At 41.4% G+C, this 24,532-nt stretch carries 18 protein-coding genes; 10 read left to right on the top strand and 8 right to left on the bottom strand.

What is annotated here, in order from left to right:
- Nucleotides 1-126: 126 nt before the first annotated feature.
- The 4 genes from WC222_03105 to WC222_03090 form a co-directional block, all read right to left on the bottom strand.
- Complete coding sequence (locus WC222_03105) at nucleotides 127-1,938, bottom strand: hypothetical protein (protein MFA6915360.1); 1,812 nt, start codon at nucleotides 1,936-1,938, stop codon at nucleotides 127-129.
- 523 nt (nucleotides 1,939-2,461) lie between these two features.
- A complete protein-coding gene (locus tag WC222_03100; protein ID MFA6915359.1) occupies nucleotides 2,462-3,367 on the bottom strand; it encodes a hypothetical protein in 906 nt (301 codons plus the stop codon).
- Nucleotides 3,368-3,659: 292 nt separating this feature from the next.
- Nucleotides 3,660-6,533: a valine--tRNA ligase gene (locus WC222_03095; GenBank protein MFA6915358.1), complete on the bottom strand. Its 2,874-nt coding sequence runs from the start codon at nucleotides 6,531-6,533 to the stop codon at nucleotides 3,660-3,662.
- 1,981 nt (nucleotides 6,534-8,514) lie between these two features.
- Nucleotides 8,515-9,954, bottom strand: a complete 1,440-nt coding sequence (locus WC222_03090) for a deoxyribodipyrimidine photo-lyase (GenBank protein MFA6915357.1) — start codon at nucleotides 9,952-9,954, stop codon at nucleotides 8,515-8,517.
- 63 nt (nucleotides 9,955-10,017) lie between these two features.
- Between WC222_03090 and WC222_03085 the strand changes: the two genes are divergently transcribed.
- The 6 genes from WC222_03085 (at nucleotide 10,018) to WC222_03060 (ending at nucleotide 14,814) form a co-directional block, all read left to right on the top strand.
- Nucleotides 10,018-10,413, top strand: a complete 396-nt coding sequence (locus WC222_03085; GenBank protein MFA6915356.1) for a hypothetical protein — start codon at nucleotides 10,018-10,020, stop codon at nucleotides 10,411-10,413.
- 2 nt (nucleotides 10,414-10,415) lie between these two features.
- Nucleotides 10,416-11,006, top strand: coding sequence for a MarC family protein (locus tag WC222_03080; protein MFA6915355.1), 591 nt, complete (start codon nucleotides 10,416-10,418; stop codon nucleotides 11,004-11,006).
- A 9-nt stretch (nucleotides 11,007-11,015) separates the two neighbouring features.
- Nucleotides 11,016-11,615 (top strand): MarC family protein, encoded by a 600-nt coding sequence (locus WC222_03075; protein ID MFA6915354.1) that lies wholly within the window; start codon nucleotides 11,016-11,018, stop codon nucleotides 11,613-11,615.
- Complete coding sequence (truA, locus tag WC222_03070) at nucleotides 11,600-12,352, top strand: tRNA pseudouridine(38-40) synthase TruA (protein MFA6915353.1); 753 nt, start codon at nucleotides 11,600-11,602, stop codon at nucleotides 12,350-12,352. Before WC222_03075 ends, truA begins: the two co-directional genes overlap by 16 nt.
- Before the next feature lie 156 nt (nucleotides 12,353-12,508).
- Nucleotides 12,509-12,886, top strand: a complete 378-nt coding sequence (locus WC222_03065; protein MFA6915352.1) for a recombinase family protein — start codon at nucleotides 12,509-12,511, stop codon at nucleotides 12,884-12,886.
- 122 nt (nucleotides 12,887-13,008) lie between these two features.
- The gene (locus tag WC222_03060) at nucleotides 13,009-14,814 is read left to right on the top strand and encodes a hypothetical protein (protein MFA6915351.1); all 1,806 of its coding nucleotides are present in this window, start codon (nucleotides 13,009-13,011) and stop codon (nucleotides 14,812-14,814) included.
- A gap of 219 nt (nucleotides 14,815-15,033) precedes the next feature.
- On the opposite strand, the gene WC222_03055 is transcribed toward WC222_03060, so the two are convergent.
- The 4 genes from WC222_03055 to WC222_03040 all read right to left on the bottom strand — a co-directional run bounded on the left by WC222_03055 (nucleotide 15,034) and on the right by WC222_03040 (nucleotide 17,351).
- Entirely contained in the window at nucleotides 15,034-15,459 is a 426-nt protein-coding gene (locus WC222_03055) for a hypothetical protein (GenBank protein MFA6915350.1), read from the bottom strand.
- Nucleotides 15,460-15,497: 38 nt separating this feature from the next.
- Nucleotides 15,498-15,869 (bottom strand): hypothetical protein, encoded by a 372-nt coding sequence (locus WC222_03050; GenBank protein ID MFA6915349.1) that lies wholly within the window; start codon nucleotides 15,867-15,869, stop codon nucleotides 15,498-15,500.
- 131 nt (nucleotides 15,870-16,000) lie between these two features.
- Nucleotides 16,001-16,942: a DUF368 domain-containing protein gene (locus WC222_03045; GenBank protein MFA6915348.1), complete on the bottom strand. Its 942-nt coding sequence runs from the start codon at nucleotides 16,940-16,942 to the stop codon at nucleotides 16,001-16,003.
- A 1-nt stretch (nucleotide 16,943) separates the two neighbouring features.
- Nucleotides 16,944-17,351 (bottom strand): helix-turn-helix domain-containing protein, encoded by a 408-nt coding sequence (locus WC222_03040; protein ID MFA6915347.1) that lies wholly within the window; start codon nucleotides 17,349-17,351, stop codon nucleotides 16,944-16,946.
- A 234-nt stretch (nucleotides 17,352-17,585) separates the two neighbouring features.
- Here WC222_03040 and kdpA point away from each other — a divergent pair, with 234 nt between their 5' ends.
- The 4 genes from kdpA to WC222_03020 are packed head-to-tail and all read left to right on the top strand — an operon-like array spanning nucleotide 17,586 to nucleotide 24,523.
- Complete coding sequence (gene kdpA, locus WC222_03035) at nucleotides 17,586-19,274, top strand: potassium-transporting ATPase subunit KdpA (protein MFA6915346.1); 1,689 nt, start codon at nucleotides 17,586-17,588, stop codon at nucleotides 19,272-19,274.
- Between the two features lies 1 nt (nucleotide 19,275).
- Nucleotides 19,276-21,351, top strand: coding sequence for a potassium-transporting ATPase subunit KdpB (kdpB, locus tag WC222_03030; GenBank protein MFA6915345.1), 2,076 nt, complete (start codon nucleotides 19,276-19,278; stop codon nucleotides 21,349-21,351).
- A gap of 2 nt (nucleotides 21,352-21,353) precedes the next feature.
- On the top strand, nucleotides 21,354-21,902 hold the full coding sequence (kdpC, locus tag WC222_03025; GenBank protein MFA6915344.1) for a potassium-transporting ATPase subunit KdpC: 549 nt from the start codon (nucleotides 21,354-21,356) through the stop codon (nucleotides 21,900-21,902).
- On the top strand, nucleotides 21,899-24,523 hold the full coding sequence (locus WC222_03020) for an ATP-binding protein (GenBank protein MFA6915343.1): 2,625 nt from the start codon (nucleotides 21,899-21,901) through the stop codon (nucleotides 24,521-24,523). The genes kdpC and WC222_03020 overlap by 4 nt, the downstream gene beginning before the upstream one ends.
- Nucleotides 24,524-24,532: the final 9 nt, after the last annotated feature.

The following is a 24,532-nucleotide window of genomic DNA, read 5'->3' as shown; positions in this document are numbered from 1 at the left end:
AGTGACGAAAATAACTGACAGTAAGAGATAGGACTGCAATTAATATTTAGCAGATGTCCACTCCAAAACTTTGCAAGTCAAGGAGTGGACTTTTTAGAATACTTGCCAACGGGATTGGTAAGCTTGTTATTTGGGGAGAGCTGCCTCTAGTAAATCGATTAATTCAAGATTATCCTGCGTCAATTTGTATCTGATACTATTAATTTGGGTGGGACTTAAAATCTTAAATCTAGCGATATTAGCATTCTTTCTTTCTAAACTAATTTTTTCAATTTCTTTTTCAGAAATGCCAAATTGCTCACTCACAGTATGTTTACCATTTATGTAAGTTGAAGAATAACTAAAAGATTTCTCCTTCCATTCTTCGCGTATCGCATCCTTTGACCAAGTTGGTAATAATGCATTAACCTGTTCAATGGATAATTTAGAAATTTCCAAATCTTTAAATTGTTCATCAGAGATTAGATTCAAAATATAGTCATCCAGCATACTCAGAATGTCGTTTACTTGATCTGAAGAAATAAGTGCGAAACGTCTTTTCTCTTCCTTACCATCAATGTAACAAAATAACTTAGCTAAGCGTTTTCCAGATAAAACCGTTAAATCCAGTTTTTTTAGCTGTTCATCAGAGATGAGCTTTAAACTATACTCATCTAGCTTACTCAAAATGGCTTGAACCTGATCAGAAGACATAAGAGCAAAACGTCTTTTTTCTTCCTTACCATCAATGTAACAAAATAACTTAGCTAAGCGTTTTCCAGATAAAACCGTTAAATCCAGTTTTTTTAGCTGTTCATCAGAGATGAGCTTCAAACTATACTCATCTAGCTTACTTAAAATGGCTTGAACCTGATCAGAAGACATAAGAGCAAAACGTCTTTTTTCTTCGACACCGTCTATATATCTGAATAGCTTTTGTAATTGAGCTTGGGAAGCTTTAACAAGATCGACTTCTTGGATCTGAATGTCTGTAAAAAATGAAAAAATATTGGCCGGAATTATTTCAACAAGATCAGTAATCTTTGAGCCGGGTAAAGTTCTAAATTTAATTACTGGGATAGAAAGTATATCATCTGGAATTTTGCTTAGAGCCGGTTCATCTCTAAATTCTTCTAATCTTTTAGAGATAAATGTGATCTGCTCCGTTGAAGCATCTTGAACTTGATTCAATGTTAGAGATCTAAATTCTTCATCCGTTACTAAAGCATATTTTGTTTTGGAAGTATTAATATTCATTTTCAGGTCGATTACGTTAACTAAAGCAAGCATTTTCTTATTAGCGTCTGTCAGTTTCTGAAAAAATGCTTCTTGTCCTCCGAGAGCATCGATGCTGTCTTTGAGTTTAAATTTCTCGATTGTTGCTTGTTGCTCTTCATTCCCCATCTCAGAAAAGTTTAGAAGGGTTATTTCCCGCGCTTCCATAAAATAAGGAATTTCTACACCGTTAACTAGGGTAAAAGAAAAGTGACTCTTATAACTTATTGAGCCAGAAACAGAACGCATTAATTGTTCTTCAAAATAGGAATAGCACGCATTATGGAATAGACTTTCTTGAATAAGGTAAGAGCCTCTCTTGTCATTAAAAAGGGTGACGATCCAACCTAAAGCTTCTTCCAAATTCCTTGTAAATCGATAAATGTTAGCAAAAAAATGTGAGCCATCCCCTATACAAGCCCTAGGAATGCCGTAGAAAATAGCTTTTGCAAGATGATATATGGACTTAACAAGTCCTGAAAATATAGCTAAGGGAATAGCAACTATCTTACGTTGCGTGCTTCCTTTAGATTGATAATAGCCTTCGTATTTTGGAAAGGTCGCATCTCCGTACGAAAAACTCTGTGGATTTTCTTTAATGTGTTTCTCTAGCTCTTGAGCTGATTTCAGGCCACTTGTAGCAATGGAAGAAAAATAAGCGGAAAAACCATCTAATATTTTCATATTTGTCCTAAAGCAATAAAAGTAATAATATACATTATAAATGTTAATTATTTATAAATATAGCTTTTATATTTAGTAAAACGGCTACATATCTAAATTTCCTCTTTAATTGACTTTACCCAAGTTATTGAAACATCAAGAATCGTCTCTTTTCTTCTGATTTTGTTGGATAGGCTCGTAATGAAAATAAGGCTTTAACTATATTTAAGTCGCTTAAGATATCTTCCAGGCATTTTTTAATGACTGTCGAGCGAACCGTTTAAATCTAATATCTTTCTATGAATTATTAGCGAAACAATTAGATTAGTAAAAAACTTCTTAGCTGTTCTTACTCCCTCTGTTTGGAGAAAACATTTCAAGACCAGGATGCTAAAAACTCGCTGGGCCAGTCCAACACTTACTTCTATTTCTTTGGCCAATTCTCTTAAGGAGAAGTCCTGTCTTTAAAACAGATCATATCTTATTAGATGTGATGATGCTTAGAATGATCCTATGGCTCTTAGACTACCCGGTCAAGCTAGCCCTAGCTATCTGGTAAGGCAATAGGTTTGGAAGAATGCTTTAAGATACTCTCTAAAACAAATGATATTCTTACATATGCTGGTGTTGTTATCTCGAATTCACCAAACCACAAACCAAAGCAGCCCAATTCTTGAGGACTATTTGCTTGGGGTATTTTAATAGCAAAAGCAAATAACTTCCCATCTGAGGTTTTAAATAGGTAAGATGCTCCTATCAAATCATTGTCAATACATTCGCAATCTAAAGGACGATCAAAAAGATGTGACGGATAAGTGTTCAGCTCATTTTTATAAATTTGCTGCTGAATTGCAGTACGTTTAGTTAATCCCTCTTTAGGATAAACAACGTATAAATCCCCTCCATGAAATAAATAATCCCTAATGATTGTTGTCCGAGCTTTAACAGTGAATAAACGTAGCGGATCTTTTTCAATTGAGGAATCTACTAACTCTTCGGAGACATTCCCTTTTGTACAAAGGGGTGTGGCTGGCATAGGAGTATGTATTACTCCTGTGAGGGATCGGACACTGTTACCTAGTTCATTAGAGAGTACGTGTTCAACAATCCCTTGTAGAGCTACAAAATAGGGTCTAACTTCTTGATCTGAAGCTGTTATTTCAAAAACACCTTTCTCTATTAGTGCATTCCAGCGTTCTAAAAGGCCAGCTTTAAGAGTATTAAACTCTTCTGATTTCAATCCGGGGACGCTGTCTGAATGTTTTATGGTTTCGATGACTCTAGAATGGATATTTTGAATAAAGGGATCTTTGTCATATATAGAGCCCGTTAATGTGCCTGTCCTTAAGAGTACAGATCCTAGCATGGCAAGCAGCCAAAACAATGGACTACACCATCGGGTATTTATATCCCTAATAATCCAATAATATTTTTGTAAATGTCTTTTCATCTTATTCATAGGAGGTAATGGTATCTCATAATGATGCAGACCCCTCTCATAATCCTTTTATCCTTAAGGTCAAGTTGCGCAAAGGCTATCCTTTACAGGAATCAGGTGCTTACAGATCATATTTCGTTTTGGAACATATTTAGAACATTGAATAGCGCCGAAATGTTTTTTTATTTTCTCTATCTTCTTTAAGTATTTAAGATCGTACTATATATAAAAAATCGAATATAAAAGAGAGCATTTAGATAGGATAGAGTGCGATTAATCGCACTCTATCCAAAGAACGTGTTGCTTAATCCAACTGAGCAAGAGCGCTGCTTAGATGGTCTAATGCCGTTTCTGCATCCGCTACTTGTTTACGTAGATCGTCGACGAGATTGGAAGGAGCTTTTTCTACAAAGTCCTTGTTGTTCAACCTTTGGCGTAGACCTGCCAAAGAAGTTTCCAATCGACCTTTCTCTTTTTCCAAGCGGACTTTCTCTTGTTTCTTGTACCCTTCCGGCAGAGGAATGAAGACAGTCATTGCTGACACTGTGCCCTTAGCGCCGAAGGCTTGCGGTATACGTTCGTCAAAATGTACTCTATTCACCTTCACCAGGGCTTCCAAGATCCCCTGATTTTTCTGTAGCTGCATCAGTTCTTTAGCATTTTCTGTGGAGTTAATATACACATCCACTGCAATAGATGGAGGAAGCTGCATCTCGCCGCGCAAGTTACGGATAGTGTAGACGGCTTGGCTAACGACGTCAAATGCGCTTTCTATCTCCGGCTTAATGTCGTCCGTATTGATCACTTCCGGATAATGGGCAACAATACAAGCTGGGCAGGACAGTGCTTTAATCGTCTCTTGAGTATATACATCCGCAGCAAAGTCCGCCTTCAAATTAGGAAAACGTTCTTTCAGTCTTTGGAATAATTCTTCTGTAATGAACGGCGCCATAGGATGCAGCAAGCGGATAGCTTGACACATGACGATAACGAGAAGCTTTTGTTTGTTGGCTCTTTTTTCGGGGCTGCCACGCTTACCTGTCAGTACGGGTTTTGCAATCTCCAAGAAGTAGGAGCAAAACTCTTTCCAAAAGAAGTCATAAGCCTGAGAAGCAGCTTGGTCAAAGGAGTAAGCTGTAAGGTGTCGATTCACATCGCGCACTGTACGCTGCAGCTTGGAAAGTATCCAGTGGTCTTCAAGATCGAGATGCTTGGAATCTAATCCATTGGCAAAATCCTGCGCAGTTAATGCATTTAGGCCATCTTCAGGGCGGCCTTCCAAATTCATCATGGTGAAGCGCGCGCCGTTCCAAACTTTGTTAGCGAAGTTCTTGAAGTCCTCAAATCGTCTGCGATCCAGGTCGATTTCACGTGCCTGTGTCACACTTGCGCAGAGGGCCATACGCATTGCATCCGCACCATAGAGGTCAATGATCTCCAAAGGATCGATAATGTTGCCTTTGGTCTTGGACATCTTTTCCCAGCGATAGGAAACATCTGGGGGTATGGTTTTGCCTAAGTCGTAATCGACTCTTTCTTTGTCGGTAACATAGTTGATTCCGCCTTGCTGGTTTTTACGCCAGTAGGACTTGCCGAAAATAAGGCCGTGTAAAAATGTCTCAGGGAATGGAGCTTCGTTTTTGAGGTATTTGCCCATGAGCAACATTCTTGCTACCCAGAAAAATAGGATATCATGGCCTGTGATGAGGATGGCATTAGGATAGAATGTTTTCAATTCCGGGGTATCATCCGGCCAGCCCAATGTGGATAATGGCCATAAAGCAGCTGAAAACCAAGTATCGAGAACATCATCTTCTTGAACCCACTCATTCGGAGCATTTGTAACTTCAGGAGGTTCCCCTTCTCCGCCCCAGCAAAGGATGCGGTCTGGATCCATTTTATTATACCATACCGGAATGCGGTGTCCCCACCATAATTGGCGGCTTATACACCAATCGCGCAGGTTATCGATCCAGTGAAAATAGGTGCTTTCCCAGTTTTGCGGCAGGATTTTGACATTACCGTCATCCACCATAGCGCGCAGGCTTCTTCCGAATTTGTCCATTTTGACAAACCACTGCAAGGAAAGGTAAGGTTGAATAACAGCTTTGGATCTATAGGACACGCCCACACGGTGCAGGTGCGGCTCAATAGCCTCGACGAGATTCAATCCATCTAAGGCTTCCACAACGGCTTTACGCGCTTCTTCGATGGTCAATCCTTCAAATTGCAGGCCTTGCTCGTTGATGTGTGCATCGGGAGTGAGGATATTGATTTGGGGCAGGTTATGTCTCAGGCCGATTTGATAGTCATTCGGATCGTGCGCCGGAGTTACTTTGACCATGCCTGTACCAAATTCAGGATCTACATAGTGGTCGGCAATGATGGGTATGGAACGGTTTGCTAAGGGAAGAATAACGTTTTTCCCAATAAGGTGCGTATAGCGCTCATCCCGGGGGGATACTGCAATTGCCGTATCGCCTAACATGGTTTCAGGGCGTGTAGTTGCAATGCGAATGAACCCGGAGCCATCGGCTAAAGGATATTTTATATGCCATAGTGAACCATGACGATCTTCATATTCAACCTCGTCATCGGCTAGGGCTGTTTTTGTCACGGGGTCCCAGTTGACAAGATAGTTTGCACGGTAGATTAAGCCTTCGTCAAACATCTTTTTAAAGACGGTGCGGACAGCTTTGTTGCAGCCGTCATCCATTGTGAATCTTAGCCTGTCCCAGTCGCAGGAGCATCCTAAACGTTTAATTTGATTAATGATGCGCGTTTCGCTATTTTCCTTCCATTTCCACACTTCATCAAGAAAGTCTTCGCGGGAAAACTCTTTACGAGTTTTTCCTTTGGTTTTCATCAGATGGCGCTCGACAACAGTTTGGGTGGCTATGCCGGCATGATCCGTTCCGGGTACCCATAACGCTTCGAAGCCCAACATTCTTTTCCAGCGGATAAGTACATCCTGAAGGGTGTCGCCTAGGGCATGTCCCATATGAAGAACGCCCGTCACATTTGGAGGAGGGATGCTTATACAATAAGGTTTTTTATTGGAATTACATTGGGCGGAGAATAGTTTATTTTGCTCCCAGAAACCATACCATTTCTCTTCAATGTTTTTGGCTTCGTAAGCTTTCGGTAATTCCGTTTGAGTATCTTCGGTTTTTGACATGATAGTGACTATAGAGTTTTCCTTCAGCGTAGCAGATTACCTTGAGGGAAGCAAGAATAACACAATCGAAAACTACAGATGGTTTTCTCTTATGAAGATTTTAGTTTTTAATTAATTGTTGCTAAAAGGAAAAAAATTCAAGAAAAGAGTATAATGAAATTAGAAGAAACAAGACTTAAAGCGGACGACTCGTTGCAAGCGTACACATAATGACTTTTTAATATAATTATTTAATTTAATTATATTATAGCAAATTACATGCCATCGAGGTGAATTATGCGATTATTAATTAAAATAATCATAATAATGTTTGGCAGTCTTCAAATATTTAAAAATTTAGCACTCTCTTTACAAATTCGCCAATGGATTAGTGAGAATAATGCGTTAATTGTAAAGATAGATGCCGTAGAGAGAATCCCTTTGCTTTGGCCGATGAAGAATATCCCTCCTCCCCTCCAGTCACTCCTAGATAAAATTGAATTACACCTCGAAGCAGCTTCTGCATTACCAAAAACAATCGCGCTGGTCAGATCTCGTAGCATATTGATATGGAAGATGTTGGGTATAAAATACCGTATTACTCAGCATCATCGTCATTCTATTCCCTCTTACGCTGCTAACCTCAGTATTATTACAGCACTTGCTCTACGCTGGCAACAGCAACACCCTATACATTCTAAAGAATCCCTCTCTATTGAAATTAATAGTCAGCTGCGTCTAACCGCCCTTTATCCAGAGTTTATTGAACTTCTCTTAGTAGATTCAGCCTTCTCTGAAAATTTCCTATGCTGGCTTTTGCAAGACTATAACCCTGTAGAACCCTTTATTCAGTATCCCGCTTCGCAGCAGCTTCTAGTTGCATGTAACCTTTCAGGCAGATTGCAAAAAGCCCACCCCAATGCCCTCCGCATTTTCACCTCGTGTAATGAAAAATATTTGGCCATTCTTGTCGAAGGCCGTTATGTCAATATGCTGGAATTGGAAGAACATGTGGTCTTGAAAGGAAAATGGGTATTAAGCTTGAAAGAGATCTTTGATATTTTCAGTGAGAAAAATTATAAAACCGGAAAGCTAGAGTTCTTTTCCGCAGGAATCCTTAACTGGAACGCTCACAAACTTGGCTATTGGAATGATGAAATCAAAGAATATATTCCCATTAATTTAGACTTGCCCGAATGGTGGAAGCAGCTCCCTATCTTAGAAACCTTAGAGAAAGGAGCCGTCCGTCAGAGATACGGCTTTGCTGCTGATGGCAAACATTGGATCGCTGCCGCTAGTGCAACCCGTGGATCCCTAACTCTGGATTATGAAAACAGCCATGCTTTTCTGGAAGTGGCAATTCCCATGCACGACGGAAGATATGCTATCTATGATTTCGGTAAAGTAGCCACAGTTTTCCCAAAAAACACTTTAGATACTCTGATCATCTTCGCTAACAGCGTCCATGCGACTATTGCTTACCCTGATGATAATGCCTATTACACTCATAGACAGCATGCCCAGCACTCGTTCCCGCTGACTGCATTGCAAGCTGAAAACTTAATGAACCTCATTAAAAATGACATATTCAAAGCCCGTTCGAAGAATTTCATCTATCAAATTGAATCAGAAAACTGTGCTAAATGGGTACAGACAACTTTAGAAAAAGTTGTCGGCATTGACCGCGTTCCCAATATGTTCGTCATGCCGCTTATTGAAACTGAACCCCAATCCGGCATGGCCGCTGTTTTCTCTGTGCTAAGACTCTTCCCTCGCGACCTTCCCTCACGTATTCTGATCACTTTACATATACCCCTCGGCGCGTGGAGGGGGAAATGGATCATTGAAGAAGGTAAAAAAGTTTGGAAAGCTCTAAATGCACACCCATTCTGGCATACAGGCCTCGTCTACCTTCCTGCGCTACTCCATAAACAGCGTAGTGTTGGATCCTTGTCTGTAGTTAATGGCGGGCAAAATGGATCTCTTCTACGCATTCACAGTTTTAAAGCTGCTCAGCAAAATTTCGAACTTGCGAAAAAGCTGCCAATGCTTGGACACGCGCCTTATCGTGCTCTACAATCGGCCATGGATAATCACTCCCCAGCTCAACATCAGCATTCTTTAAAATATCCGGCGGCGCTAGCCAAGGCTTATGTATCCACTTGCTCGGTACCTTTGCAAGCTCGGGGATCCACGTTTTTACATAGAACCCATCTGAATCGAACCTTTCACCTTGTGAAATAGGGTTAAAAATGCGGAAATAAGGGGCCGCATCAGCTCCGCAGCCGCCTACCCATTGCCAACCTAAAGTATTGTTGGCTAGGTCGGCATCTACAAGTGTATCCCAGAACCACTTGGCTCCCTCCAGCCAAGTGATCAATAGGTCTTTCACTAAAAAAGAACCTACGATCATTCTTACGCGATTATGCATCCAACCTGTTTTCCAAAGCTGGCGCATACCAGCATCGACTATTGGATAGCCTGTTAACCCTTTTTGCCATGCCTTTAACACTTTCGGATCACTTTTCCATGGGAATAAGGCAAAATCTTCCCTAAGCGGAAAATTTGTCGTTTTAGGGAAATGGTATAAAAGATGATGTCCGAACTCTCTCCACCCCAGCTGACTTAAATAAACGTTGATACCGTCTGATCGGGGATGGGGATATTTTGTGCGCACAGCCTTCCAAACCATGCGCGGGCTGATCTCGCCAAAATGGAGATATGGTGATAAGCGTGAAATACCTTCGACAGCAGGAAAATCCCGCTGTTCTTTATAGGAAAGGATCGGACCGCTAATAAAATGATCCAGAAGTTTTAAGGCATGCCTTGTGCCTGGAGTCCAAGCTTCTTTCAAACCGGTGTCCCAATGCATGATGGGAAGTAGCCCTAAGTCTTCAACTTTCAAGGAAGGTAGTTTATGCCCTTGCTGTCCCTTTTTTGGCATAGGTAGAGGTTCTGAAGGCTCGCCTTTAGCTAAACACGCTTTCCAATAAGGCGTGAAGACCTGATAAGGTTTGCCTTGCTTATTCTCAATAGTCCAAGGCTCATTCAATAAGGAAGCGTTATAGCTTACAACATCTAAGCCTTGGCCTGAAAATTCTGACTTAATCATTTTATCGTGTGCGATAATGCTTGGCTCATAGCGTCGCGACCAAAAGATAGAAGTAGCTTCTGTTTCCTTTATAACGTCTGATAATACTTCCCTTATTTTTCCGCTGCGAATTGTTAGTTTCAATCCGATGGAATCAAGGTCTTCTTGTAAGGCTAACAAAGAATAATGCAGCCACCACTTGGAGGCACCTCCGTCAGGCCATGCACCCTCTTCTTCCGTCGACCAGATGAATAACGGAACAATTTTGTGCTCTTTTTCACAGGCATGATAAAGTGCGGGATGGTCATGGATACGTAGATCACGGCGGAATAATACAATGGTTGTTGTCATCTTTGTTCTCGAAAATATTAGACTTTGTAAGTTATATCTTTCACGTAAAGGGATAATTAATTCATGAGAACTTTTGCGGCAGATTCAAACACGACTTCAAGCACATCTTATAGCATCAACCAATCCTTAAAAGCCGGAACATTCTTTACTTTACTGTCGACTGCGGCAAACACCTACAAGTACACTATTGCCTTCCCCCTTGCTGGCTTTGCTATTGGATCTCTTTTAGCTGCATTGGCTGTAAAACTGGCAGACAAACATAATTTCAGCAAACTTTCCCAAATTATGCATAAATGTTATAACATTGCTGATCGTACAAAATTATTACGATTAATTGTATGTATTTTACTTATCATAGGCAGCTACTGGATGCCGCTCACTATGCTCATAGCATCTATCCCGGTAGCTTTTTTGAGCGTAGCCTATAGTATTAGAAATATCCAAATGAATAGGAAATAGTTGTGCTGGCACTAAAAATCGCTTTCACTTTCTTTCTAGTCGCAAACCCTATTGGCAACTCCCCCGCTATTTTGGCTGTTGTCAAGGATCTGCCTTTTGAAAGACAACGCATGGTACTTCTGCGCGAAGCCTTAATAGCTCTCGCTTTGGCATTATTCTTCCAATTCTTTGGAGAAGCCTTCCTCACTAGCTTAAATATCGATCGGTATACTGTCTCCCTCTGTGGCGGCGTAATGCTGTTTATCGTGGCTTTAAAAATGATTTTCCCTGTTCGCTCAGAACAGCAGCATTTGACCATAAAAGAGCCTATGATCGTCCCTATCGCTACTCCCTTGATCTCAGGCCCTGGCCTGCTTACCATTATCATGGTCAAATCTAAAGAAGAGCAGAATTTTATGCTGATCTCTTCAGCTATACTCATCGCTTGGATTGGCGTAACATTCGTTTTAACGACCGCGCCTTATATGCAGCGTGCTTTAGGCAACCGTGGAATGATAGCTCTTGAGCAACTAATGGGAATGATCCTCTCTATGATTTCTATGGAGATGATCGTCAATGGATCTACCCTTTTTGTTAAAACTTTAACCCCCTGATTTAATGCCATGATGAATCTTTTTACCGTCATCGTTATTCTGTTCCTTATCATGGATCCTTTTGGGAACATCTCCTCCTTTCAGAAGTTAATGCAATATGTTCCTGCAGAAAGACGCAATAAAGTCATTTTAAGAGAGATGGTTTTCGCTCTCATCCTGATGTTATTATTCAACATTATCGGTGAAGGCATTTTCTACGCGCTTGACCTTTCTGAACTTACTGTACGTGTTGCTTCAGGTACCATTTTATTCCTTACAGCGATAAAAATCCTTTTCCCTACGATGGACAGCCCACGCGCTAATTTGCCTAACGAAGAGCCATATCTTATCCCGCTTGCCATCCCGCTCATTGCAGGGCCTTCCGCTTTGGCAACGATTATGCTTTTCGCCCATGTAGATACGACTTTTGTAGAAATGAACATCGCCATCTTTGTTTCTTGGGCATTAGCGCTAGGAGTGCTTCTCTCAGGTAAAAAGCTGCACGAACTCGTCGGCGACAATGGCTTGTTAGCGTTTGAAAAACTGATGGGAATGATATTAGTCATGTTGGCTATCCAAAGATTTGCAGAAGGTATTCAACAGTTTGTTACTAAGTGCGTCAACTGCTAAAACTTACCATCGCTTACGATGGTACAGATTTTAAGGGATGGCAAGATAGTCGGATGGGCCCGTCAATTGAGGGCACCCTCCGCACTGCAATAGAAAAGATTCAGCAGCATCCTGTTTCTCTCGATGCTGCTAGTCGCACTGATGCAGGCGTCCATGCAGATGCTCAACTTGTCACTTTTTCTACTCCACAATTGCGCAAAGACCCTGCTTCTTTTCTACTCAGCCTTAACTGTTTGCTACCGCCTTCTATCCGTGTCCTAGATGTCGTAGAGGAAGCTGACGACTTTCATCCCTCCTTAAGTGCTGAAGGCAAAATCTATCATTACTGGTTGGCAAATGGCGTTGTTCTACCGCCAAAGTGGCGTTGGACAACCTGGCATACTCCCGGCGCGCTAGACCTTGCGCTAATGCATGAGGCTGCCAGGCTGCTGATTGGAACCCATAACTTCGCTGCATTCTGCAATGAGCTGTCCAATACACACTTTTCGGATACATACCGTACCCTCACAGCGATCAATATTTCACAATATGAAGACAACCGTCTCTGCATTCACATTTCAGGAACTAACTTCCTCTATAAAATGGTACGGAATATTGTTGGCACGCTTGTATATATCGGTAGACGGCGTCTCTCGATAGAAATGTTACATAGACTACTTGAAAATGGGATCAGGGCAGAAGCAGGCGTCACGGCTCCTGCGCAAGGACTGACACTTCACAAAGTTTTATATTCTTAAAGCTCTCTTTGAAATACCTTCGACAAGTCTATGTCCCTGAATGTAGCGACAAGTTCTTTTGGAATTATCTTCAGATTATTGCAGCCTTACAGAATGCATAATAGAGGCATTTTATTACCTAGGGCATCACCCTAGGTATTGGGGTAACTAGTGACAATGATTGATGAGTTACGTCAAAGAAATGTTGGTTTTAAAGTACTTGCAGGTCATGGAGCCCAAATTGATACTACAACACCGAATGGCCGTCTTGTTTTTGGTTTATTTGCTGCATTGGCTGAATTTGAGAGGGATTTAATTATCGAACGAACTAATGCAGGTTTAGCTGCTGCCAGAGCAAGAGGCAGAATGGGCGGACGTCCACGTAAAGTAGATTCTGCTACATTGAGAATGGCTATGGCAGCGATGTCTGATCCAAAATCGATAGCAATAGAAGTAGCAAAGAAGCTTAATATTACTACTGTAACGCTTTATACTTATGTGAATAGTGATGGTTCATTAAAGGAAGCTGGTAATAAATTATTATGTAAAGGATAATCTGAAATTTACTTGAAAAATATTATTAAATTATTTACATTATAGTAATTAATCTTTAAATTATATTAACAATAAACTGATAAAATTAACATATTTGATAATGTTAAAAAAGGTAAATGACAATGCCTATGCAACTTGAAAGAGAGTGTTCTTACGCAAGATCCTTGGGATCCTTAAGCAATTTTCTATCTATCGAAGATGAAGCTAAAAGTAATTTACACTTTAAATATGGCTCTGTCACTTATGAAGCCTTCTCAAAACAATTTTGCATTCATTCAAGCCGAGAACAAAAAAAAGAGAACCTGACAGCGCGTGAAAAAATTAAAAGGGTCTTCCAAGCACTTTATCATGCCGTTTATCACGCAGCACAAGCTCTGTTTACCGATCTATTTCAGACCATTAAAAGTGGTGACAGTAGTGCGTTAAAGGCACATCTTTTTTGCAGTATTAGAGACCTGCAAGAATGCTTCGGCTATGTAGTTTCGCTTCTTTTCCCCCAATATGGTTTATACCACGTTCAAGCCGGCTGTTTTCAAAGACAGTGTTATATTCTCTTTTTAGATCAAAAGACTCGTGATGGCAAAGAAAGTGTTGCAGATCGTGAACAACGTATAATGACCTTGGCGGAAGATGCTTTTAAGGCCAATGATCTAGATGATGCCTTTGCATTGATTATGAAGATCAATAACGATACAGGTACTAAAGACACCTTTCTGATAAAGATAGCCAAGAGCCATTATACAAAAGGCCATCTAGATAGTGCCTTCAAAGTGATCATGAAGGCCTCTGACTGTGATGCCAGAAAAGCCGTGGTTGAAGAGATTGCCGAGCGTCATTTTTACAATGGTGATCACATAAAAGCTTCTCAAGTGCTTCAGGTAAGCCATGGAGACAATAAAAATATCAATGTGTCTTTAAGCATAAGGGCAGCCGAACGTCATCTTGCCGCAGGCAATATGGAAGAAGCCTTCAAAGTCATTTGTAATATCACCTCCACGAAGTCTAGAAATTTCTTGCTTGGGGAGTTAGCCAAATGTCATCATACTAAAGGAGGTAACTATCGCACGGTCCTTAAGGTCATTTTGGAAATTTCAGACTATGACATCAGAGACAATGTAGTTGTGGATTTAACCGAGCAATATTTTGCCAAAGATCATCTAAAAAGTGCCTTCGAGCTTATTAAGTGGCTTGTAAAAGATAAGATCACTAAACAGACCTTTATTTTGAAGCTAGCCGAACGCCATCTCTCTAAAGATGAACTAGACAACGCTCTCGAGGTTTCTAGCGAGAGATATATGCTAGGGGCTTACGTAATAAAGATTGACAACTCGCAAGTCTGGGAGGCATTTTTTCTGAAGCTAGCAGAACAGTATTTTGCAAAAGGCAATCTGGACATGGCCTTCAGTGCCATTAAGAGAATCGAGCAGGACGGTGCAACTAGGGATGCTTTCTTAGCACGGGTGTTCCACGAATTTTACGAACAGAACAATCTTTCTAAGGCCTCGGAAGTTTGTTCGTATATTTCCCAGCAAAATTTTGCAATAACATACCAATTCTCTATTGACTTAATGATTGCATATCATAAACAGGGAAACGACGGTGGAGCAGTTTCATTTGCTAGAAATAATATCATGACTGCCATCTTCCTAGAGATCAATCGTCAGCTACCTGTAAATGTATCTAAAGAACAAAAAGTAATAACAGATCGTGTCATAAGTCTCCTTGACTCTGCCTTGACAGCCTACGGCTACAACCAGAAGATTCAAAAGGCTCTCACCAGCAATGATAAAGCAACTATAACAGCGGACATCACTACACTCGCCCTTGATGTTACCGAAAAATTTAACGATATAAGTTCTAAAACAGAGTCAAATGAACCTTCGATATTACTAGACCCTACCAGAATAGCCGCTTCTTTGGCTCTGTAGAGAATTGATTCAAACCTCATTTTGATATCATTCTTTTATCGATGTGCTCAATTAATCCAAGTGGCGGCTGGTGACACGACTGTTGGGTCTACCCCGTATTGTTTTAACACGTATATGCAGCCTAGAAGGACTGCAATATCTCGTTTTCCAAGGGTTAGGAAAAAAAGTTGTGTTCAACTGCCTGGACAAGTTGCCATACTCCTATACAAGATAAAGGTTTTATTTTTCGTAGTGATTGCCATAGATCGGTGAAGTGTGCCAGGTGTCTTTAGGATGAGTGATCACTGAAACCAGTCTTTGTAATTCTCTAATATTTTTATCTTCTCTCCATATTCCCTTTTCGATGGAAAGGCTAACAGCCTCTACACATCTGCCTAGATAAGCATTTCTTACAGAAGCTCTGAGATTTGATGGGGAAGAGGGAACTCCCATTAAAGGACAAATTTCCCTTGCAAAATCGGAGTTATAAAGAAAAATAAGGTTTTGAAATATGGATATGGGCAAGCTTTTAGAATGGTTACATATTGTGATTCTTTGTTTAGATGGGATGAACACGGCTAACTCTTTGCCTTTAACGACTAACTTAATGGAAGAGTCACGCGAAGAGGATGTTGTTACCGCTGAAGCATCTCCTATCATTTTCATAAATTCATTTTCAATTTCTGCTCCGGATTTCTCATCCGCTACATCTTTAACCGCAGAAACAATAGCAGCAATCTCTTGAATTGTATTAAGAGCGACAGAAAACCAAGTGAATATTGAATATCCCTGTAATAAGTCACCAATTTTGGATCTGAATTTACAAATTCTAAGCTAAGTTTTGCGATGAGCTTTCCTGACAGATCTTTTTTCTCGACCCCAGTACGGGCATTCATCAGGCAATAATCTGCATTGAAAAATGTGGATTTCAGATAGATTTGTAATGAACCCTTAGCATATGCGGCTTGAAATGACTCACCTACCTTAATATAAGTAACGAAAGGACCTTCAGGTTTTGATTCTAACTTTTGAGCACTTTGAACGTGTGTGTTTCTATCTAAAGTAACTACTGCCACAATAAAACCTCTCTTTAAATTAAAGTTAAATTAAAAGTTACAATTATGCCTAAAAAACATTCAACTTTCAACAATAAAACATACGAAGGAGTAACAGAATATCTTAAAGATGATTACATTCCAAAAATAATTCAAACATTCGCTTTAGCTTTAAGGGCTAGGTTATGTGCAGTTGAAACCGCGGTGAATCCAAGGATGGTGAGCGCAACGGCCGACCAGAGAAGAGGTTCAGTAAAGGGTGGAAGAAAGGGTTCATTGATATCATTGATAAAAGGCCACACACTTCTTAAGGCGCCTAGCATAAATCCAACAAGAACTGAGATAGTAAGATCGTGGTAATTGGTAAGGGCCCAGCTGATAGCTCTTGAGAATACGATTGCTCCGATGAGTACTCCAAGGCCAAGATTTAAAAGGAGAAAGAATGCTGCCCATTCCATATGAAAATGGACAATGCCATGAATAAAGGTGGAAAGTGCATCAATAATGTTGCCATACATACCAAGAACATTCAGTAGATATCCACCAGAAATTCCCGGTAGAAGCATTGCACAGATTCCAAGCATACCGCAAAAAAAGGCCCATAAATCTACGACTGCACTATATGAAGAAGTAATCGCTTGCTTTGGAAGCTCTAGACCCGAAAGATAAAAAGCAGCACCTGCAGCAAGAAGGCCCCATAATAGGTAAATAGGTTTAAAATTCTGTATGCGGCGGAAAATGAGAACGGCAGAGGCCAGCACCAAGCCCAGAAAAAGGGCATAGAGCATGGGCTTATATACAGGATCAGCTAAGATCGCTTTGATAACATGAACAAGGGTAGCAATGGAAAAGAGCATCCCACCGACAACAGCGCCTAAAAAGCCTAATGGCACGAGGACAGAAGCATCTTTGAATTGCCCCCTGAAAAGCAGTTTAAAAAAATCACCATCAATGCTGCGTAGACCATTGATGATAGCGCCATACATCCCCAGAATCAGTGCGACAGTTCCGCCTGAGATACCGGGTACGAGATCTGCTGCGCCGATACACATGCCAGAAAGAAAAGCTCCAATGGTTGCCCGGGGACGCGACATATTAAATCAAGCCTACATAATCTGCGAAGTACCAAGCGACAATAACAATTGCCACAGCGGCGATGCTATATGCAGCAAGAGGCATGAAACGCCCTGAAGACCCGGGGTTACCCCTCTTCTCTAAAGTGCCAATGCCATAATCGAAGTCTTGTTTGTCAATTCTGCCAAAGCAGTTTTGGTATTCGCGGATAATGTTGTCGCCTTCTAAACCGAGAAATATTGCGTACTGTTTTACAAAACCTTGAGCGTAGACTGGAGAAATAAGTTTATCTACTTCACCTTCCTCAATAGCTTTAAGATAGCTCATACGAATGGATGTTGCATTCTCGACTTCTTTCAAAGAAAAGTTTTTTTCTTCTCTTGCTAGGCGCAAAGACTCACCTAGTTTCTTAACGTTGGCAGCGACCATACTATGTATTCTCCTACATGAATAGGCTTCTTTATACCAAATAAAATGAATTAATTGAAATTACATTCACGTCACATATTTACAATTTAATTTTAATCTGGCATCAGATTATTAACACCTCATAATGGAAAAGCCATGTACAATGAGTTTATATGGGGAGGCGCCGTCTGTGCACTTCTTTTGGTCTATTTGACTTATACAATTCTCTATCCCGAAAAATTCTAAGGTATTGCGATGACGAATTCTTGGCTTGAACTTGGATTATTTATTGTTTTGTTTCTTCTCTTTTCGCCCTTATTAGGACGTTATTTGGCAGGCATCTATAAAGCCTCCCCCTCAAGAAACACCTTTTTCCTTGGGAGTTTTGAAAAACTCATTTATAGATTCTGCAATATTCAACCTGATTTAGAAATGTCATGGAAGGAATATGCCAAGGCATTGCTTGTCTTTAATCTGTTAGGATTTCTTTTCGTTCTGACACTACAGTTGGCACAGGGATATTTACCACTAAACCCACAAGGTTTAGGAGGTGTAGAATTTTGGCTGGCGTTTAATACGGCAGCAAGTTTTGTGACCAATACTAACTGGCAGGCTTATGGAGGCGAAGTTACGCTTAGCTACTTCACCCAAATGATGGCGCTTACAGTACAAAACTTTGTCAGTGCTGCCACGGGTTTAGCTGTTCTAGTAGCCTTCATCCGGGGTATTATCAGACGTTCCACTTTTACTATAGGGAATTTTTGGAATGATATGACACGCACTATCGTCTATTTATTCCTTCCATTATGCGTGATCTTTTCACTTTTTTTGGTTGGGGAAGGCGTCATACAAAACATTAGTCCTTATGTGCCTGTGACGACATTAGAGAATGAAGCGCAAATTTTGCCGATGGGACCTGTAGCCTCACAGGTTGCCATTAAACAACTTGGCACAAATGGCGGGGGATTTTTTAATGCTAACAGCACCCACCCCTTTGAGAATCCTACTCCCCTCTCCAACTTTTGGGAAACCTTTGCAATTCTACTTATCCCGGGAGCTTCTGTATTCCTCTATGGATTTATGGCGAAGAACATTAAAGAATGCGTCGTTATTTTCTCTGTAATGTTCGCGTTGTGGGTTTTAGGTCTGACGGTAGCATTAACCTCCGAATCACAAATCAATCCAGTCTTGGGAGTTCAGCCTGTTCTTGAGGGACAGGAAGTACGATTTGGTCCTATGAATAGTGTCTTATGGGCTGTTTCTACTACTGCGACATCCAATGGTTCTGTCAATAGTATGCTATCTAGCCTTTCCCCTCTTGCGGGTGGAATTGCATTGTTCAATATCATTCTGGGTGAAGTCATTTTTGGCGGTGTGGGTGTGGGTTTATGCAGTATGTTCATGTTCATTCTTCTGACAGTATTCCTAGCCGGATTGATGGTAGGCAGGACGCCTGAGTATATGGGGAAAAAAATCGAGAAGAGGGAAATTCAATGGGTCATGCTTTCCATACTTGCTCCCACAGCATTGATATTACTGGGGGCCGGCTTAAGTGCGGTTCTTCCTACTGCACTAGAAAGTCTAGGAAATGGGGGGCCACATGGCTTAAGTGAGATACTTTTCGCATTTTCCTCTGCAGCAGGAAATAATGGCAGCGCCTTTGCCGGGCTTAACGCCAACGTACCTTACTACAATATCCTTTTAGGAATTGTCATGCTGCTTGCCCGTTTGGCTATCCTGATTCCTTCAATTGCAATTGCAGGCAGCCTCGCCGAAAAGAAATATTCTAATCCGACAATAGGCACATTTTCTACACAAACACCGTTATTTGGCATTCTGCTTTTCAGCGTGATACTTATTATCGCTGCTTTATCCGCATTCCCAGCATTATCTTTGGGGCCGATTGCAGAACAGTTTTTAATGCAGCAAGGAAGGACTTTTTAAAATGAAAAGATCAGGCATACTTACTTCAGACATTGTGATTAGCTCTATCAAAGATGCTTTCTTAAAACTTTCTCCTTGGCATCAAATAAAAAATCCGGTGATGTTTGTCACTTTTCTCGGGGCTATTCTGACAACCCTCTTCTCATTATTACACACATATTCCAGCTTTAACTTACAGCTCACCTTGTGGCTTTGGTTTACAGTTTTCTTTGCTAACTTCGCCAGCGCAATAGCTGAAGGGCGTGGTAAGGCGCAGGCCGCAAGCTTAAAGAAAACACAAACCGAGACGCCTGCAATAAAAATTGTAGATGGCAAAGAAATTTCTGTGCCTGCTGCACAACTTAAAAAAGGGGATATCATTGCCTGCGCAGTGGGAGATACTATTCCTGCAGATGGAGAAGTGATCGAAGGTATTGCTACAGTCGATGAATCTGCAATCACCGGCGAATCGGCACCGGTCATACGTGAAAGCGGGGGTGACAGGAGTGCAGTCACTGCCGGCACACGTATTGTCAGTGATAAGATTCTTATTGAAGTGACTTCAGAAAAAGGACATAGTTTTTTAGATAAGATGATCCATCTCATTGAGGGAGCGCAGCGCCAGAAAACACCGAATGAGATAGCTTTAAATATTGTCTTATCCGCATTGACACTAATTTTTGTCCTCAATGTAGTCTCGATTAAGAACTTCGCTGACTATAGCGCTCAGGCTTCCGGCCAGGATATTTCAGGTATTGTGACCATACAAGTCCTCATTGCCCTGCTTGTCTGTCTCATCCCCACCACCATAAGCGCCTTACTCTCTGCCATCGGTATTGCGGGGATGGACAGGTTGATCCAAAGTAATGTCATCGCAAAAAGTGGTAAAGCGGTCGAAGCTGCAGGAGATATCGACCTGCTTATCTTGGATAAGACGGGAACGATTACCCTAGGTAACCGTATGGCAACAGAGTTCTATCCTGCGAAAGGGGTGTCTGAGAAGCAATTAGCAGAAGCAGCATTGCTTGCATCCCTATCTGATGAAACACCTGAAGGACGCTCAATCGTCGTTCTTGCAAAAAACAAATTTGATCTGCGCGGAGAGTCCTTCGATGCGCATAACTCGCGCTTTGTTCCATTTACAGCCCAGACACGCATGAGTGGAATCGACTTAACAGATAAAGATCAGCATACGACAGTGCGTTCAATACGCAAAGGGGCAGTCGATGCCGTGAAAAATTATATCGAACATATGGGCAGCAGTATCGACCAGGAGCTTGAAACACATATCTCCAAGATCGCAAATAGCGGCGGTACCCCATTGCTTGTCTGCGACGGTGATAAAGTCCTAGGAGTAGTGCAACTTAAGGATATTATCAAGGGCGGTATTAAGGAACGGTTTGCTGAAATGCGCAAGATGGGAATTAGGACTGTGATGATCACAGGTGACAACCCCCTCACCGCAGGAGCCATCGCAGCGGAAGCAGGCGTGGACGATTTTATTGCTCAGGCTACCCCTGAAATGAAGCTGGCCCACATACAGGAAGAACAGAAATCCGGCCACCTCATCGCTATGACAGGAGACGGCACCAATGACGCGCCAGCTCTAGCACAAGCAGATGTCGGCCTAGCGATGAATACAGGAACCCAAGCTTCACGCGAAGCAGGCAATATGGTGGACTTAGATAGTAACCCCACAAAACTCATAGACATCGTGGAGATCGGCAAACAGCTGCTAATGACCCGAGGAGCTTTGACGACCTTCAGCATCTCAAATGATGTAGCAAAATACTTCGCTATCATCCCGGCATTATTTGGGACGCTCTATGCCGCATCAGGTCAAGAAGGCCCGCTTCAGCATCTTAATTTGATGCGTCTTTATTCACCTGAAAGCGCTATTCTTAGCGCCGTGATATTCAATGCTCTGATTATTATTGCTTTGATCCCCTTAGCATTGAAAGGAGTGCCTTATCGCCCTCAGACAGCGGCGGAACTTCTACGTCATAATCTTCTAGTCTATGGGCTAGGGGGATTAGTAGCGCCATTTATCGGCATAAAAATTATCGATCTCTGCATTTCAGGTATAGGACTGGTATAATAATGAAACATCTACACACCGGTTTACGTTTTTTCTTGTTGATGACCCTGGTAACAGGATTGGGATATCCTTTGCTGATTACAGGCATTGCTAAACTTATGATCCCCTACCAATCTACCGGCAGCATAGTCTCTATTGATGGCAAGCCCAGAGGTTCTGCGCTAGTTGGGCAGAACTTCAAATCCCCGCAATATTTCTGGCCGAGGCCTTCCGCAATCAATTATGACCCTTTGAAGCCCTCAGGCGGCAGTAATTTAGGACCAACAAGCAAAAAATTACAAGAAACTGTTGCTAGTAATATTAAGAAATGGGAATCCACCCCTGAAAATATTCCAGCAGAACTTGTATACTCATCGGGTAGCGGCTTAGATCCCCATATCACTGTGAAAGGAGCATATTTTCAAATAGAGCGTATTTCGAAAGCACGTGGAGAAAGCGATCCAAATACCATAAAATCTCTTGTAGATAACAACAGCCAAGACGGAGAAAAGGTCAACGTGCTGCTGTTGAATCAGGCCTTGGACGAACATTACTCAGTGAAAAATCCGTGAGTACACCAGATGCCACGCCTTCTGCCGATAGTGAAACAGGACCCAAGCAAAGGGCCGCCTCCAAACGCGAGTTAGGAAAACTGAAAATATTTTTCGGTATGTCGGCAGGCGTTGGAAAAACCTATTCCATGCTTGAAGCAGCCCAAGCTCGTATTAAAGAAGGGGTAGTTGTCCTAGCAGGTGTTATCAATACGCACGGAAGAAAAGAAACAGAAAAAGTTTTAGAAGGTATTCCGGTCCTCCCAGAAAAGTGGGTAAAATATAAAGACACTGTCTTTGAAGAGTTAGATATAGACCGAATCCTTACACTGCGCCCCCAATTGGTTCTCATCGATGAGCTTGCCCATACAAATGTCCCTGGATCAAAACATGCAAAACGTTGGCAAGATGTCCTAGAGATCTTAGATGCAGGCATCGACGTCTATACGACCGTGAATGTTCAGCACCTTGAAAGCCGCAAAGATCTAGTAGAAAACATTACAGGAATAAAAATTCGGGAGACAGTCCCCGATTTGGTCATTGAAAGAGCTACATCTTTAGAGCTCATTGATTTACCTCCCCCCGAATTGCTGAATAGAATGAAAGAAGGCAAAGTTTATCTTGGCGATCAATCTAGACTTGCAGCTGAAAATTTCTTCAAAGTCGATAACCTTACAGCTTTACGTGAGATTGCTTTGCGTTTTACCGCAGAGAAAGTTGACCACGACTTGCATGAAGTCCTTGCTCCCGGCAAGGAGTGGAATACTCGTGAACGCTTAATGGTAGCTGTCAGCCCCGCCCCCTCCTCGCAACAATTGATCCGGTCGACGCGACGTATCGCTTTCAATCTTGATGCACCGTGGATTGCCGTCTATGTCGACGATGGACGCCAACTAGATTCTAAAGATCAAGCTCGCTTGAATAAATATTTGCAGCTTGCACAAGAACTGGGTGCAGAAGTTATTACAACGCATGACATTGAAATCTCAGATGCGTTGCAAAGAATTGCACAGCAAAAAAATATTACCCGCATAGTCATTGGACGGCCGAAAAAGAGCTTTTCGTTCTCCTCCTTCTTCGGGAGAACCTTGCTTGGTAAGTTAGAGCAAGCAAATAAGAACATGGATATTCATGTCCTACGGGTAGATGAAAGTGAATATGAACCTGAGGCTATTAATAAGGTGAAGTACCCAATACCTAAAAAGCCTTATATTATTGTATTTATTACAGTTATTATCTTATCGCTCTTAGGATTTCTCTTAGAACCTTATATTGGCTATAAGTCGGTTGGATATATCTATCTGACGGGAATATTCGTCTTAAGTTTATTCGTTGGACGCGGACCTATCCTATTCGCCGCAATACTCAGCGCGTTAAGCTGGGACTTTCTCCTTATTCCGCCCTTCTTCCAACCTGCAATTACAAATCCTGAAGATTTCGCCCTTATCATTACCTATTTTATCGCTGCTACCATCATGGGAATGCTTACAGCTCGTTTGAAGGAGAAAGACCGTTATTTATTCCAACGTGAACAGAAAACGGAGAATCTCTATGAGATCATGAAAGTCATCGCAAAATCGACAGACTTGCAACAACTTTGTTTAAACGTCTCCCTAAAACTTAAGACACTTTTTCCGGGTGAGTTTGATATTCTCCCTAAAAACATTGAAGATCAGCTGCTATTAAAAAGCAGGTTAGAAATTTTTAATCAGGAGAAAGAACATTCCGCTGCCCTGTGGGCTTTTCGCAATGGAAAAACTGCCGGATGGTCAACGGACACGCTACCTTCTGCTGAAGCTCTATATTTCCCCATCAAATTTTCCAAAGAAGCTATGGGCGTACTACTCTATTATCCAAGTAAATCAAGCCCCCTATCTACTGACGAAATGAACTTTCTACAAACAGTGACCGACCAACTCGGCGTCTATTTAGAAAGGTACTTGTTTGAGGAAAAAATACGTAATCAGGACTACTCGCGCCAAGTCGAAAAACTCCACGGAGCTATCTTTAAATCTCTGACAAGGGGAGTCTATGCGCCCCTTGAGAAAATCATAAGCGCAAGTAAATCTCTCAAGAAAATTGCGGATAATAAAGAGGAGAAAGTCCTTTCAGATACCGTAGACACTGCAAGTCAAAACCTAAAAGTTATTGTAGACAATAACTTTATCATGACCCAGTTTCAATCGGGATTCATGCACTTTGAAAAAAGCAGCCATTCTATTAAACAACTCATTGAAGACTCCATTCAAGAACTTAATTTGAGGGAAGAAAAACGTCCTATAGATGTTATTGTCCCTGATAAATCGCTCTATTTTAATTTCGATTATGACCTGGTGAAGCTTGCTCTCAACAACCTTCTCATTAATGCTATTACTTATTCCCCTGTAAATACGCCTGTCACTATTAAAGCTGAAGCGAATGAAATTGAATTCAGTCTTGCTGTCATTGACCAAGGACCCGGCATTCCAAAGCAAATCCTCCCTCAGCTCTTCAATAAATTTTATTCTTCCTCCGACCTGCAAGAAACCATTGGATTAGGTCTTACAGTAGTAAAGTCTATCGTAGATATTCACAACGGAAAGATTAGAATTACAGATAATAATGGACATGGTACTGTGTTTGCTATGATTTTTCCAATTTAACGGTTTATT

This window comes from Parachlamydiales bacterium, from assembly GCA_041671045.1.
Classification (GTDB): Bacteria; Chlamydiota; Chlamydiia; order Chlamydiales; family JABDDJ01; genus JABDDJ01.
Note: the sequence above shows the minus strand (reverse complement) of the source record. Positions and strands in the feature narration are given on the sequence as shown.

Coding starts and splice junctions, on each gene's coding strand:
- WC222_03105 (MFA6915360.1), bottom strand. CDS start 1,938: ATGAAAATATTAGATGGTTTTTCCGCTTATTTTTCTTCCATTGCTACA.
- WC222_03100 (MFA6915359.1), bottom strand. CDS start 3,367: ATGAAAAGACATTTACAAAAATATTATTGGATTATTAGGGATATAAAT.
- WC222_03095 (MFA6915358.1), bottom strand. CDS start 6,533: ATGTCAAAAACCGAAGATACTCAAACGGAATTACCGAAAGCTTACGAA.
- WC222_03090 (MFA6915357.1), bottom strand. CDS start 9,954: ATGACAACAACCATTGTATTATTCCGCCGTGATCTACGTATCCATGAC.
- WC222_03085 (MFA6915356.1), top strand. CDS start 10,018: ATGAGAACTTTTGCGGCAGATTCAAACACGACTTCAAGCACATCTTAT.
- WC222_03075 (MFA6915354.1), top strand. CDS start 11,016: ATGATGAATCTTTTTACCGTCATCGTTATTCTGTTCCTTATCATGGAT.
- WC222_03065 (MFA6915352.1), top strand. CDS start 12,509: ATGATTGATGAGTTACGTCAAAGAAATGTTGGTTTTAAAGTACTTGCA.
- WC222_03060 (MFA6915351.1), top strand. CDS start 13,009: ATGCCTATGCAACTTGAAAGAGAGTGTTCTTACGCAAGATCCTTGGGA.
- WC222_03055 (MFA6915350.1), bottom strand. CDS start 15,459: ATGAAAATGATAGGAGATGCTTCAGCGGTAACAACATCCTCTTCGCGT.
- WC222_03045 (MFA6915348.1), bottom strand. CDS start 16,942: ATGTCGCGTCCCCGGGCAACCATTGGAGCTTTTCTTTCTGGCATGTGT.
- WC222_03040 (MFA6915347.1), bottom strand. CDS start 17,351: ATGGTCGCTGCCAACGTTAAGAAACTAGGTGAGTCTTTGCGCCTAGCA.
- kdpA (MFA6915346.1), top strand. CDS start 17,586: ATGACGAATTCTTGGCTTGAACTTGGATTATTTATTGTTTTGTTTCTT.
- kdpB (MFA6915345.1), top strand. CDS start 19,276: ATGAAAAGATCAGGCATACTTACTTCAGACATTGTGATTAGCTCTATC.
- kdpC (MFA6915344.1), top strand. CDS start 21,354: ATGAAACATCTACACACCGGTTTACGTTTTTTCTTGTTGATGACCCTG.